At 34.1% G+C, this 13,111-nt stretch carries 11 protein-coding genes; 5 read left to right on the plus strand and 6 right to left on the minus strand.

Annotated elements, in window-relative coordinates:
- Positions 1–62 precede the first annotated feature (62 nt).
- Positions 63–1,358, minus strand: coding sequence for a tyrosine--tRNA ligase (gene tyrS, locus B0A65_RS00390; protein WP_074660888.1), 1,296 nt, complete (start codon positions 1,356–1,358; stop codon positions 63–65).
- A 160-nt stretch (positions 1,359–1,518) separates the two neighbouring features.
- On the opposite strand from tyrS, the gene B0A65_RS00395 reads away from it, so the two are divergent.
- Together B0A65_RS00395 and B0A65_RS00400 are read left to right on the plus strand one after the other, a co-directional pair.
- On the plus strand, positions 1,519–2,754 hold the full coding sequence (locus tag B0A65_RS00395; RefSeq protein ID WP_074660887.1) for a hypothetical protein: 1,236 nt from the start codon (positions 1,519–1,521) through the stop codon (positions 2,752–2,754).
- A 148-nt stretch (positions 2,755–2,902) separates the two neighbouring features.
- A complete protein-coding gene (locus B0A65_RS00400; protein ID WP_074660886.1) occupies positions 2,903–3,904 on the plus strand; it encodes an NAD-dependent epimerase/dehydratase family protein in 1,002 nt (333 codons plus the stop codon).
- A gap of 9 nt (positions 3,905–3,913) precedes the next feature.
- On the opposite strand, the gene B0A65_RS00405 is transcribed toward B0A65_RS00400, so the two are convergent.
- The 3 genes from B0A65_RS00405 to B0A65_RS00415 are packed head-to-tail and all read right to left on the minus strand — an operon-like array spanning position 3,914 to position 6,458.
- Positions 3,914–4,372, minus strand: a complete 459-nt coding sequence (locus B0A65_RS00405) for a DUF4296 domain-containing protein (RefSeq protein ID WP_074660885.1) — start codon at positions 4,370–4,372, stop codon at positions 3,914–3,916.
- Positions 4,373–4,381: 9 nt separating this feature from the next.
- Positions 4,382–5,722, minus strand: a complete 1,341-nt coding sequence (locus B0A65_RS00410) for a dihydroorotase (protein ID WP_074660884.1) — start codon at positions 5,720–5,722, stop codon at positions 4,382–4,384.
- A gap of 10 nt (positions 5,723–5,732) precedes the next feature.
- On the minus strand, positions 5,733–6,458 hold the full coding sequence (locus B0A65_RS00415) for a polyprenol monophosphomannose synthase (protein WP_074660882.1): 726 nt from the start codon (positions 6,456–6,458) through the stop codon (positions 5,733–5,735).
- Between the two features lie 105 nt (positions 6,459–6,563).
- Between B0A65_RS00415 and B0A65_RS00420 the strand changes: the two genes are divergently transcribed.
- The 3 genes from B0A65_RS00420 (at position 6,564) to B0A65_RS00430 (ending at position 8,691) form a co-directional block, all read left to right on the plus strand.
- The gene (locus B0A65_RS00420) at positions 6,564–7,256 is read left to right on the plus strand and encodes a DUF4271 domain-containing protein (protein WP_074660880.1); all 693 of its coding nucleotides are present in this window, start codon (positions 6,564–6,566) and stop codon (positions 7,254–7,256) included.
- A gap of 14 nt (positions 7,257–7,270) precedes the next feature.
- Positions 7,271–8,020: a uroporphyrinogen-III synthase gene (locus B0A65_RS00425; RefSeq protein WP_074660879.1), complete on the plus strand. Its 750-nt coding sequence runs from the start codon at positions 7,271–7,273 to the stop codon at positions 8,018–8,020.
- Positions 8,021–8,220: 200 nt separating this feature from the next.
- Positions 8,221–8,691 carry an Lrp/AsnC family transcriptional regulator gene (locus B0A65_RS00430; protein WP_041518480.1) on the plus strand — a complete coding sequence of 157 codons (471 nt, stop codon included), beginning with the start codon at positions 8,221–8,223 and terminating at the stop codon, positions 8,689–8,691.
- Between the two features lie 441 nt (positions 8,692–9,132).
- On the opposite strand, the gene B0A65_RS00435 is transcribed toward B0A65_RS00430, so the two are convergent.
- Positions 9,133–9,819, minus strand: a complete 687-nt coding sequence (locus B0A65_RS00435; protein WP_074660877.1) for a zinc metallopeptidase — start codon at positions 9,817–9,819, stop codon at positions 9,133–9,135.
- 274 nt (positions 9,820–10,093) lie between these two features.
- The gene (leuS, locus tag B0A65_RS00445; protein WP_074660874.1) at positions 10,094–13,015 is read right to left on the minus strand and encodes a leucine--tRNA ligase; all 2,922 of its coding nucleotides are present in this window, start codon (positions 13,013–13,015) and stop codon (positions 10,094–10,096) included.
- Between the last annotated feature and the right edge of the window lie 96 nt (positions 13,016–13,111).

The following is a 13,111-nucleotide window of genomic DNA, read 5'->3' on the forward strand; positions in this document are numbered from 1 at the left end:
GTAAATCGTTAAATCGCTTTTACGAACCGATTAAACAATTACACGATTAAACAGTTAACCGATTAAACCACTCTAATCACAAAATAATTTTTCTTTCCACTTTGTAATAACACAAATTGTTTATTAATTAAATCATTTGAAGTTAAAACAAAATCTTCTTTGATTTTTTCTCTGTTTACCGAAATTGAATTCGCTGTTAAAGCTCGTCTAGCTTCTCCGTTCGATTTAAAAAAACCTGTCTTTTCGTTTAAAACAGAAACAATATCCAATCCATTTTCCAAATCAGCTTTTGCAATTTCTGCTTGAGGCACTCCGTCAAAAACTTCCAAAAAAGTCACTTCATCCAATTGTTTCAAATCGTCTGCAGTTGAGTTTCCAAACAAAATATTCGAAGCCTGAATCGCTTTTTCTAATTCTTCTTTACTGTGAACAAAAATTGTGATTTCTTCAGCCAATTTCTTTTGCAAAACTCTTAAATGCGGAGCGTTTTTATGCTCTTCAATTAAAGTGTCAATTGTATCTTTATCTAAAAAAGTAAAGATTTTGATATATTTTTCAGCATCAACATCTGTTGCATTTACCCAAAACTGGTAGAATTTATACACTGAAGTTTTATCAGCATCCAACCAAACATTTCCTCCTTCAGATTTCCCGAATTTAGATCCGTCAGCTTTTGTAATTAATGGTGTTGTTAAAGCAAATGCTTTTGCACTTTCCCCACCCATTCTGCGTACTAATTCCGTTCCTGTGGTAATATTACCCCATTGATCAGAACCTCCCATTTGCAAAAGGCAGCCGTTATTTTTATATAAATGGTAAAAATCATAACCCTGAATCAATTGGTAAGTGAATTCCGTGAAAGACATTCCTTCTCCTTCTCCACTCAATCTCTTTTTAACAGAATCCTTCGCCATCATATAATTTACCGTGATACGTTTTCCAACTTCACGGGCAAAATCAATAAAAGAGAATTCTTTCATCCAGTCATAGTTATTTACCATAATTGGAGCATTCGATGCTGTTGAATTAAAATCTAAGAAACGAGACAAAACACTTTTGATTCCGGCTACGTTTTTAGCCAAAGTTTCTTCGTTCAGTAAATTTCTTTCGTCAGATTTTCCAGACGGGTCGCCAATCATTCCTGTTGCACCACCAACCAAAGCAATTGCTTTATGGCCGGTTCTATTTAAATGAACCAATAAAATGATCTGAACCATACTACCAATATGTAGCGAATCTGCCGTTGGATCAAAACCAATATATGCCGTAGTTACTTCCTTTAGCAATTGTTCTTCCGTTCCTGGCATGCTATCATGATATAACCCGCGCCACTTTAATTCTTCAACTAGATTCTTCATTTTTTAAAATAATTTGTGCAAATATAATCAATGGCAATGGCAATGGCAAAAAACAATAGCAATGGTAAAAGCAACTTTCAATCTCAAAAAAAATAAAAATGTGGAAACACGTAAAAAAACATAATCGATTTTATATATTTTCGTCAACCAAATCACTAATATGAAAAAACTTTTACTCCTTACATTATTCCTTTATTTCTCGTCAATTAATGCTCAAATTTCTTTCGAGAAAGGTTATTTTATTTCAAATAACGGAATTAAAACACAATGTTTTATAAAAAACATTGACTGGTACAACAACCCTGTCGACTTCCAGTATAAAATTTCTATTGATGATAATGATATTAAAACAGAAACCATTACGACAGTAAAAGAATTTAGCGTCGAAAACGGCGCGTCGTTCAAAAGAGCAACTGTAAAAATTGACATGTCAGATAATCGATTAGAAAATATTACAACAACAAAAAACCCTGTCTGGAAAGAAGAAACGATCTTTTTAAAAAAATTAGTAGAAGGAAAAGCAACATTGTACTATTATCTTAATAAAGATATGCTAAGATTCTTTTATGAAACAGCCAATGTTCCTACAGAACAGCTTGTTTTTAAAGAATATCTTTCAATAAACGATCAAACTGGAGCCAGAACAACAGAAGAAAATAATTATTTCAAGCAACAGTTATTCAATAACGTACAGAACGAAAATACCAGTGAAAATGAAATCAAAAGGCTGACATACAAAACAGAACCATTAGTTAAATATTTTTTAAAGTACAACGACGCTGATGCTGCCACGATTGAAAAAACTATAAGCACTAAAAACAAAGGCATCATTTATTTAAAAGTATCTGCTGGCGCAAGTTTTACATCTCTAACAGTAGACGGAGCAGAAAGTTCTGGATATCAAAATGCGAAATATGAGAACAAAACTCAGCCAACATTTGGCCTTGAAGGAGAATATATTTTCCCATTCAACAAAAATAAATGGAGCGCATTCCTGGGATTATTTTATCAAAAATACGAAGACAGTAAAGATTACGGCGTATTATACAGCGTAACTAACAGTCAACATGTTGAACATCCATCTACCGTAAAATATTCAGGTTTTAGCCTTCCGGTAGGCGTGCGTCATTATTTCTTTTTAAATCAAAATTCAAAAATATTTATAAATGCTGCTTATGTTGTTACCTTAGGCGGAAAATTTACTTATGAATCTAAATTTGTAAATTTAGACGGAAAAGCACAAGGAAACTTTGCTTGCGGTCTTGGTTACAATTTTAAAAACAAAATTAGCACCGAAATCAGATACAATGCTAGCAAAAACTTACTTAACAACTACATGCCCTTTTCTACTCATTACAGCAGTGTAGATTTATTATTATCTTATACGGTTTTCTAAAACAATTTTAGTATATTTAAAATGCTGTCAGAATATTTAAAAACATTATTCCGGCAGTATTTTTTATTAGAGTTCAAAGCCCAAAAGCTTTGCAACTTTGTAGCTCTGCACCTTTGCACCTTTAAACCAAAATCGATATATTTACAAAATGGTACTAGTAACTGGAGGAACAGGTTTAGTTGGCGCGCATTTATTACTTCATTTAATCGAAAATGGAGAAAACGTTCGGGCAATTTACAGAAACCCCAATAACATTCAGAAAGCAAAATCTGTTTTTGAACTTTATGGAAAAACGGATTTATTTGAAAAAATTAATTGGCTTGAAGCCGATATTTTAGACGTTCCTTCACTCGAAATTGCCTTTATTGATATCGAATACGTTTACCACTGCGCAGCTTTGATTTCATTTGACCCCAAAAATGAAGATGGACTACGAAAGACAAATATAGAAGGAACAGCCAATATGGTTAATTTTTCTTTAGCCAAAGGAATAAAAAAATTCTGTTTTGTAAGTTCGATAGCTGCTTTGGGAGATCCGGCACCACACGAAAAATATATCACAGAAGAAACCGACTGGAATCCGGAAAAACCACACAGCGATTACGCCATTTCTAAATATGGTGCCGAAATGGAAGTTTGGCGTGCTGTTCAGGAAGGTTTAAATGTAATTATAGTAAATCCGGGCGTTATTTTAGGACCAATTCGAAGTGCAAAAATCTTCCCAGAAGGAAGTGCTGAACTTTATACAAGAGTCGCTAACGGACTTTCATTCTACATGCTTGGAAGCACCGGTTTTATCACTGTAGATGATGTCGTGAGAATATCGTATGAATTGATGAAAAGCAACATTAAAAACGAACGGTTTACTTTGATTGCAGACAATATTATTTTCCGTGATATTTTAAATACGATTGCTGAAGCACTCAAGGTTAAAAAACCACACTTGCACGCAAGTCCTATAGTAATGAATTTTCTTTGGATTGCCGATGGAATATTTTCGACCTTGTTTTTTCAAAAAAGACGTATGACAAAAGCAACTGCCAAAGCTTCTTATTCAAAAAATCTTTATTCTAATGAAAAAATAAAAACCGTTCTGGGAACGGTTTTTCTGGATGTTCATCACTATATAAAAGACGTTTCGAAATTATAGAACCTAAATTTACATAGCTTCCTCTTTTACTGCGCCATTAATTACCGGCTTTCTCACAGGTTCTTTTATCGAATCTTTTAGTTTCAACTTAAGCTTATTCTTTTTTTCTGCTTTTTTCTGTTCAATTTTAACAATCGAATCAACAGCTCTTTGTTTCACTGCTAATCGTTTACCAATTTCATCATACATATCTTTGTATGTATCATAATCTGCGGCATAATAAATATTGCTTTGTGCAAACTGAAGACTATCTACTTTATATTTTCTAAGAATAAATTTCTTTGGATCAGAATTAATAGAATCCAAAGACAATGGATTTTGGTATTTCATTGCATCCAAAAGAGACAAATCATACATAATATCAATCATTTTTCCTTTCTCAATAAGTCTTTTTGGCTCTTTGACCAATTCTTTTTTACAACTTACAGAAAGAAACAAAACCAATATTATAAATACAAAATTCTTCATTTACCTTTTTTATCTGTCAAACAATAATCTTTTTCCAGCACGGATGTCTTTTACTTTGAAATTATTATAAACCATTTCTCCATTCACAAAAGTATGCGTGATTCTGGATTTAAAAGTAAAATTTTCAAACGGTGACCAACCGCATTTATATAAAATATTTTCTGGTTTCACACTCCAGGGCAAACTCGGATTCACAATTACCAAATCGGCAAAATAACCTTCTTTAATAAAACCTCTTTTTTCGATCTTGAAAATTTTAGCCGGATTGTGGCACATTTTTTCCACGATTTTCTCGACACTTATTTTCCCTTGATGATGCGCCTCAAACATTGCCACGACAGCATGTTGTACAAGCGGACCTCCAGAAGGTGCTTTTAAGTACGATTGCATTTTTTCTTCTTTGGTATGAGGGGCGTGATCTGTAGCAATAACATCAATACGACCATCATTTAAGGCTTTCCAAAGTTCAGCACGGTCTTCGGCCGTTTTTACTGCAGGATTCCATTTAATGAAATTTCCTTTCGTTTTATAATCTTCATCGGTAAACCAAAGATGATGTACACAAACCTCAGCTGTGATTTTTTTATCTTCTAATGGAATTTTATTCGTAAACAACTCCATTTCTTTCGCAGTTGAAAGATGAAAAATATGAAGTCTTGCTCCTGTTTTTTTCGCCAAAGCCACCGCTTTTGAAGATGAAATATAACAAGCTTCAGCACTACGAATTAAATGATGCGCCGTTACCGGAATATCTTCACCATATTGCTCTTTGAATGCGGCAAGATTATTTTGAATTGTAGTTTCATCTTCGCAATGAACCGCTATTAACATTGGTGTACTTGAAAAGATTTTCTCTAAAGTTTCTTCTTTATCAACCAACATATTTCCGGTTGAAGAACCAAGAAATATTTTAATCCCAGCTACATTTTTTGGATTCGTTTTTAAAACTTCTTCCAGATTGTCGTTGGTTGCGCCCATCATAAACGAATAATTCGCAAATGATTTTTCGGCTGCAATTTCGTATTTGTCTTCAAGGATTTCCTGAGTAACGGCATTCGGAACCGTATTGGGTTGTTCGATGAAAGAAGTAATTCCTCCTGCAACTGCTGCTCTCGATTCTGATTCTATATCTCCTTTGTGTGTTAATCCTGGTTCTCTAAAGTGAACCTGATCATCAATTGCGCCCGGTATTAAATAACTTCCTTCGGCATCTATTACTTTACAATCAGATGTTTTTAGGCTAATGCTGTCTGAAATTTCAACAATTAAGTCGTTTTCGATCAAAACATCACCTTCAAAAATTGATCCTTCGTTTACAATTTTAGCATTTTTGATTAAAATCCTGTTCATCGCCCTGGCTTTATAATGTATTGAATAATTTTTTTAATCGAAGAGAAATAACTCCAAGTATAGCTTCCTTGATAATGGCATTGCTCATTTTCGAAACTCCTTTAGTACGATCCGTAAAAATAATAGGAACTTCTGTTATTTCAAATTTACCACAATATGTTCGATATTTCATTTCAATTTGAAAAGCATATCCAACAAATTTAATTTTGTTCAGATTTATCTTCTCTAATACTTCTCTCTTATAACAAACAAAACCTGCAGTTGCATCATGAATTTTCATTCCGGTAATGAATTTCACATACACCGAAGCAAAATAAGACATTAACACGCGGCTCAAAGGCCAGTTTACCACATTTACACCTGTTACATAACGAGATCCAACAGCTAATGCCGCACCTCCAAAATGGCAGGCGTCATACAATTTTTCAAGATCATTGGGGTTGTGGGAAAAATCAGCATCCATTTCAAAAATGAAATCATAATTACGTTCTAAAGCCCATTTGAAACCATGAACATAAGCGGTTCCTAAACCTGCTTTTTTAGCTCTTTTTTCTAAAAATAATCTCCCAGGATATTCCTCCTGTAACGTAATCACTTTATTTGCAGTGAAATCTGGCGAATTATCATCAATAATTAGAAGATGAAAAGGTTTATGTTGCGAAAGAACAGCTCTAACTATACTTTCAATATTTTCGATTTCGTTATAAGTGGGAATTATGACAATACAATCATTCATTTTTCTCGGTAATTTCACCGCAAAAGTAAACTTTTTATAGCATTTGATTCATAATAAATATATAATAAAAGTATTGAGACAAAAAATTACTAATTTTGTGTCGTTATGATTGAACAGCTTCACCCCAGAATTCTAGAAAACAAAGATTGGGCAACACTTTTATTTGTGGTGACCTTTGCCGTTGTTGCGATGACAAAATCAGCTTACGAAACTAGATTTAGCGAATTTAGTAAGCTTATTTTCTCAGATAAATACGCGAAAATTTATCGTGATAATAACCACTTGAAAAGCAGCTTTACAATTGGCTTGTTTTTCGTTCAGGTTATTTCGTTTGCTTTTTTCATTCAGCTTACGATGCACATTTTTTCGCAGGATCCAAAAACCGGTGCTTATGGTGTATTAAAAACGGACTGGATTTTATTCATTCAGATCGCGACATTGTTACTTTATTTCATTCTCGCGAAGTATTTAATTGAGAAAATTGTAGCGACTTCCTTCAATATTGATGAGTTTGCCGACCTTTTTAACTTACAAAAAGTAACCTATCGAACGTATATTGGTGTTTTAATTCTGCCAATCAACGCCGTTTTGTTCTATTATGACAATATTCCTAAAATTATTCCACTAGCAATAATAGGCGTTTCGCTGTGTCTAAGCCTCTACTCGTATTTTATTTCGATTAAAACGTATCAAAATGCAATATTCGGTAAGTTATTTTATTTTATTTTATATCTTTGCGCTCTTGAAATAGCCCCTTATTATTTTCTTTATTATTGGATTACAAAAGGGAGTGCTTAGAAAATGTTTATAATATGAAAGTGAAAACAATTTTGGTGTCACAGCCTGAACCTAAAGTGGAGAATTCTCCTTACTTTGAGCTCCAACAAAAACACAAAATAAAAATTGATTTCAGACCATTTATTCATGTGGAAGGGGTTAGCGCAAAAGAGATTCGATTGCAAAAAATCGATCTTAATCATTACACTGCGATCATTTTAACAAGTCGAAATGCTGTAGATCATTTTTTTAGAGTGGCTGATGAAATGCGTTACAAAGTTCCTGAAGGATTGAAGTATTTTTGTCAATCTGAAGCTGTTGCATTTTATCTGCAGAAGTATGTAGTGTACAGAAAGCGTAAAATTTACGTTGGAGCAAAAGATTTTGCAGACTTATCTCCTCTTATCAAAAAATACAAGGACGAAAAATTCTTGTTACCAGCTTCTGATCAATTGAATGCAGATGCACCTATAACCTTAAACAACTTAAAAGTAGATTGGGCACAAGCTGTTTTTTACAAAACGGTAATGAGTGATTTATCTGATTTGGCTGATGTTTATTATGACGTTTTAGCATTTTTTAGTCCAACCGGAATCAAATCATTATTTAAAAACTTCCCGGACTTTAAACAAAACAATACCAGAATTGCTGTTTTTGGAAGCACAACTCAAAAAGAAGCTTTAGATCATGGTTTAAGAATCGATATTCTTGCTCCAACACCTGAAACACCTTCTATGACAATGGCTTTAGAAAAATACATTAATGAAGCAAACAAAGGGAAATAGTCCTTTTACTATACAATTTTTAAAATTCCAAATTCCAACTTTCTTGTTGAGATTTGGAATTTTTTTTTACACAAATCTCAGGTATCTGTATCAAGTTTAAAACTTTGACAAAGATTTTCATATTCAATTAAAAGTTTTATCCATAAATTTGATTTCTATTATAAACCAAAAACAAGAAATCTAGTTTCAAATTACAACTCATGAAAATCAACTCCCTTATAATTGAAATCGACGGTATCGACAAAGAAATTCTTCGCTATTTAATGGATGATGCCCGAAAACCTATTTTACAAATTGCCAACAAAATAGGCATTTCAGGAGCTGCGATTCATCAGCGGTTGAAAAAACTGGAGCAATCGGGTGTGATTTCAGGGTCGAAGTTTACTGTAAACCCAAAAGTTTTAGGCTACAATACCATGGCCTTTATTGGCGTTTATCTGGATAAAGCTTCGAGAAACTCTGAAGCCGTAAAAGACTTGAAAAAAATTCCCGAAGTTTTAGAATGTCATTACACCACCGGAAACTGGTCGGTTTTGATTAAAATCATATGTCGTGATAACGAACATTTAATGCAGCTATTGAATACTAAAATTCAGGCCATTGAAGGCGTTTCAAGAACGGAAACTTTTATTTCTCTGGATCAGCAGATTGACAGGCAGATTCAACTTTAATTAGATAATGCGGCAATTAGAAAATTAGATAATTTTGTAAAATTCTTTAAATTCAAATTTAAGACCTGAGATTAAAACCGTACTATTCTTTATAATTTACTTTATATTATTTCTCACTATAAGAGAAGTTCAATCAACAGGAAGCCCACATGGTCCAAATTTTAGTGACATTTTTTTTCTACTATCCATTCCAATCAGCATAATTTACACTATAATTCTTCTTTATAAATATTTTAAATCTGGAAGCAAAAATTATCTCAGTGCTATATTCGTAGTAACAATGTTATGGATTCTTTTTTACAATTCTTTGAAATTTATATATTAAAAAATAAGCACTAAAAAACCCGACAGGTTTTAAAAACCTGTCGGGCCTGCTATAAATTATCTAATTGACTAATTATCTAATTGACTAATTATCTAATTGCCACATTAATTAATTAATTAATTCCTCCTATTCCCAGAGTAAATCGAAATATAATACAGTAACGTTGCAATAGAACCAATCGCTGCGACCAAATACGTTCTTGCAGCCCATTTTAAAGCGTCTTTTGCACCTGCCTGCTCTTCTTGTGTCAGCATGTGTTTATTTTCTAACCAGGCCAGTGCTCTGTTACTTGCATCGTATTCTACCGGCAAAGTAATGATCGTAAATAATGTTGTTGCTGCAAAAATGACGATTCCGATTAATAATAGTTGTGGAAAAGTCCTGATCATTAAGATTCCTGCCAATAAAATCCATTGCACATAATTAGAAGCAACACTTACAATTGGCACTATTTTAGAACGCATTGTCAGCCATTCATACCCTATCGAATGTTGTACCGCGTGACCGCATTCATGCGCCGCAACAGCCGCAGCTGCAGCGTTACGATGATTGTAAACTGCCTCGCTTAAATTTACTGTTTTATCTGATGGATTATAGTGATCCGTTAATTGACCCGGAGTCGAAATAACACGAACATCTGTGATTCCGTTATCAGCCAGCATTTTTTCAGCAATTTCAGCACCACTCATTCCGTTTCTTAATTGTAGTTTAGAATATAATTCGAACTTGCTCTTCAACTTTGAACTTATCAACCAACTGAACAACATAATTGCTCCGGCAATGATTAAATATCCACTTCCCATGTTTATATATTTTTTAAATTGTTTTTAGAATATGCTTTTTAAATAATCTACAATTTACGAACCATTTTTCTAAAATGCCAAAATGACATCCTAATTTTAAATTAAATTCCAAATATGAAATTCCAAATTCCAATTTGAAGTGATTTTCCGCCACGAATTCACGAATTTTTAAATCAATTCGTGAATTCGTGGCGGAAAATAGGCGCAAAAAAAATTCCAAACCCAATCGTGAAAATTGGAATTTGGAATTTTAAATATTTGGATTTTAAATTATTTACCCTACAAGGTTGATGATTTTTCCCGGAACAATAATCACTTTATTCGGAGTTCTTCCATCTAATTGACGTAACGTTCTTTCATCTTTCATAATGATTTCTTCGATTTGCGCTGCGGTTAAATCCAAAGGCAATTCGATTGTGAAACGCATTTTTCCGTTAAACGAAACTGGATATTCTTTACTGCTTTCCACTAAGTGTTTCGCATCAAAAACAGGGAAATCAACTGTTGCAATTGAAGTGGTATGACCCAATTGCGCCCATAATTCTTCAGCAATATGCGGTGCATATGGAGAAACCAAAATAGCTAACGGCTCTAAGATTGCTTTTGAATGACAATTTTGAGATGACAATTCGTTTACACAAATCATAAACTGAGAAACTGAAGTGTTGAAAGAGAAATTCTCGATATCTTCTGCTACTTTTTTGATGGTTTTATGCAATGATTTTAAGTTGTCTTTTGTGGGTTCGTCGTTGTTTACGATTAAACCATTATTCTCATCAATATACAAACGCCATAGTTTTTTCAGGAAACCAAATACTCCAGAAATTCCAGCGGTATTCCACGGTTTTGCCTGCTCTAACGGACCTAAAAACATTTCGTACAAACGCAATGTATCCGCACCATATTCAGCACAAATATCATCTGGAGTTACAACATTGTATTTTGATTTCGACATTTTTTCGACTTCACGGCCAACGATGTATTTTCCGTTATCGTCTAAAATGAATTCTGCATCAGCGTAATCTTCTCTCCAGGCTTTGAATTTTTCAACGTCTAATTCATCAGAAGAATTAACCATTGAAACATCAGCGTGAATTGGCTGTACTTTATGTTCTCCTATTTTATTTTTAGAAACAAAACTATTAGTTCCTTCAATTCTATAAACAAAAGCACTAGTTCCTAAAATCATTCCCTGATTAATCAGTTTTTTGAATGGTTCTTCAGTTGGAGCAAAGCCTTTGTCTTTTAAGAATTTATTCCAGAAACGAGAGTACAATAAATGTCCGGTTGCGTGTTCGCTTCCTCCAATATATAAATCGACACTTTCCCAGTAAGCCAAAGCTTCTTTGCTTGCAAATTCATTTTCGTTATGTGCATCCATATAACGCATCCAGTACCAAGAACTTCCCGCCCAGCCAGGCATGGTATTTAACTCAAGAGGGAAAATTTCGAAATTATCAACCAAATCTTTATTAACAACTTCATTGTTTTTAGTATCCCAAGCCCAGATTGTTGCATTTCCTAACGGAGGCAAACCATCTTCTGTTGGTAAATATTTCTCTACTTCAGGCAAAATGATTGGCAAATGCTGTGCATCGATCATTTTTGGCAATCCGTTTACATAATAAACCGGGAAAGGCTCACCCCAATAACGCTGACGGGAAAAAACAGCATCACGCAAACGGTAATTTGTTTTTCCGCTTCCTTGTCCTATTTTTTCTAAAGCTGTAATTACAGCCTGAGTTGCATTTTTATAATTTAATCCGTTTAAGAAATCAGAATTCGCAATTTCAACATTGTCTTTTGAACCGTAAGCCGCTTCAGAAATATCAACATTTGCAAAAATATTTTTGATTTCCGGCATTCCGTTTTGACCTTTAAAGAAATTCGAAAAAGCGTAATCTCTCTCGTCTCCACAAGGAACCGCCATTACAGCGCCCGTTCCGTAACCTGCCAAAACGTAATCTCCAATCCAAACCGGAATGGCTTCTTTTGTAAAAGGATGTTCAGCATAAGATCCGGTAAACACTCCAGAAATGGTTTTTACATCGGCCATACGCTCACGCTCTGAACGTTTTGCTGTTTTTTCGATATAGGCTTCAACTGCATTTTTTTGATCAGCAGTTGTAATTTTTGCTACCAAATCATGTTCCGGAGCCAAAGTCATAAAAGTCACTCCAAAAATAGTATCAGGACGAGTTGTGAAAACTTCAATAAAAGAGTCTTTATTCCCAAGTACTAAGTCTGAAAGTGCAGCTTCACTTTGCACTAAGGACTTTGGACTAAGTACTTTAAACTTAACCATTGCACCTACTGATTTTCCGATCCAGTTTCTTTGTGATTCTTTTATTGATTCACTCCAGTCAATATCATTTAATCCTTGCAACAAACGCTCTGCATAAGCAGAAATACGCATGCTCCATTGGGTCATTTTTTTACGAATTACAGGATATCCTCCACGTTCTGAAACGCCGTTTACGATTTCGTCATTAGCCAAAACAGTTCCTAAACCAGGACACCAGTTCACTTCTGTTTCTGCCAAATACGTCATTCTGTATTGCAAAAGAATTTTCTCTTTTTGATCATCAGAATACGAATTCCATTCTGCTGCAGTAAAAATCGCTACGTTATCATCGCAAACTGCTTCTACCAATCCATTTCCTTCTCCTTCAAAAACTTTGACAAGTTCAGCAATATCAAAAGCTTTCCCTTCTTTTCTGCAATACCAGGAATTGAACAATTGGATAAAAATCCATTGTGTATGTTTGTAATAATCCGGATTTGAAGTACGAACCTCACGGCTCCAATCAAATGAAAATCCGATTTTATCTAATTGTTTTCTGTATCCGGCAATTTGTTTACCTTCTTTATCAACTCCACCATCAATATTTACGCGCGTTGTATCTTCCGGACGCTGTCCTGTCTGAATCGCATATTGTTCTGCAGGCAATCCAAAACTGTCGTATCCCATTGGGTGCAAAACATTAAAACCCTGATGTCTTTTGAAACGAGAATAAACATCTGAAGCAATATAACCCAGCGGATGCCCCACGTGTAATCCTGCTCCAGATGGATAAGGAAACATGTCTAAAACATAATGTTTAGGTTTTTCAGAATTGTTACTTGCAGCAAAAGTTTGGTTTTCAGCCCAATATTTTTGCCATTTTTCTTCGATTTCGTTTGGATTGTATTTCATTTCTAAGTGACTAAGATTCTAAGTGACTAAGGCTCTAAGGCTTTTCACTAATTAATTAGCGGCAAATTTACATTTATTGTCGTTTGTACCAAAGCT

Source organism: Flavobacterium frigidimaris (assembly GCF_002217275.1).
Lineage (GTDB): Bacteria > Bacteroidota > Bacteroidia > Flavobacteriales > Flavobacteriaceae > Flavobacterium > Flavobacterium aquidurense.

Bases quoted from the DNA above. Each gene is read 5' to 3' on its own strand.
- B0A65_RS00395 (WP_074660887.1), top strand. From the start codon at position 1,519: ATGAAAAAACTTTTACTCCTTACATTATTCCTTTATTTCTCGTCAATT.
- B0A65_RS00410 (WP_074660884.1), bottom strand. From the start codon at position 5,722: ATGAACAGGATTTTAATCAAAAATGCTAAAATTGTAAACGAAGGATCA.
- B0A65_RS00420 (WP_074660880.1), top strand. From the start codon at position 6,564: ATGATTGAACAGCTTCACCCCAGAATTCTAGAAAACAAAGATTGGGCA.
- B0A65_RS00430 (WP_041518480.1), top strand. From the start codon at position 8,221: ATGAAAATCAACTCCCTTATAATTGAAATCGACGGTATCGACAAAGAA.
- B0A65_RS00405 (WP_074660885.1), bottom strand. From the start codon at position 4,372: ATGAAGAATTTTGTATTTATAATATTGGTTTTGTTTCTTTCTGTAAGT.
- leuS (WP_074660874.1), bottom strand. From the start codon at position 13,015: ATGAAATACAATCCAAACGAAATCGAAGAAAAATGGCAAAAATATTGG.
- B0A65_RS00400 (WP_074660886.1), top strand. From the start codon at position 2,903: ATGGTACTAGTAACTGGAGGAACAGGTTTAGTTGGCGCGCATTTATTA.
- B0A65_RS00435 (WP_074660877.1), bottom strand. From the start codon at position 9,819: ATGGGAAGTGGATATTTAATCATTGCCGGAGCAATTATGTTGTTCAGT.
- B0A65_RS00415 (WP_074660882.1), bottom strand. From the start codon at position 6,458: ATGAATGATTGTATTGTCATAATTCCCACTTATAACGAAATCGAAAAT.
- B0A65_RS00425 (WP_074660879.1), top strand. From the start codon at position 7,271: ATGAAAGTGAAAACAATTTTGGTGTCACAGCCTGAACCTAAAGTGGAG.
- tyrS (WP_074660888.1), bottom strand. From the start codon at position 1,358: ATGAAGAATCTAGTTGAAGAATTAAAGTGGCGCGGGTTATATCATGAT.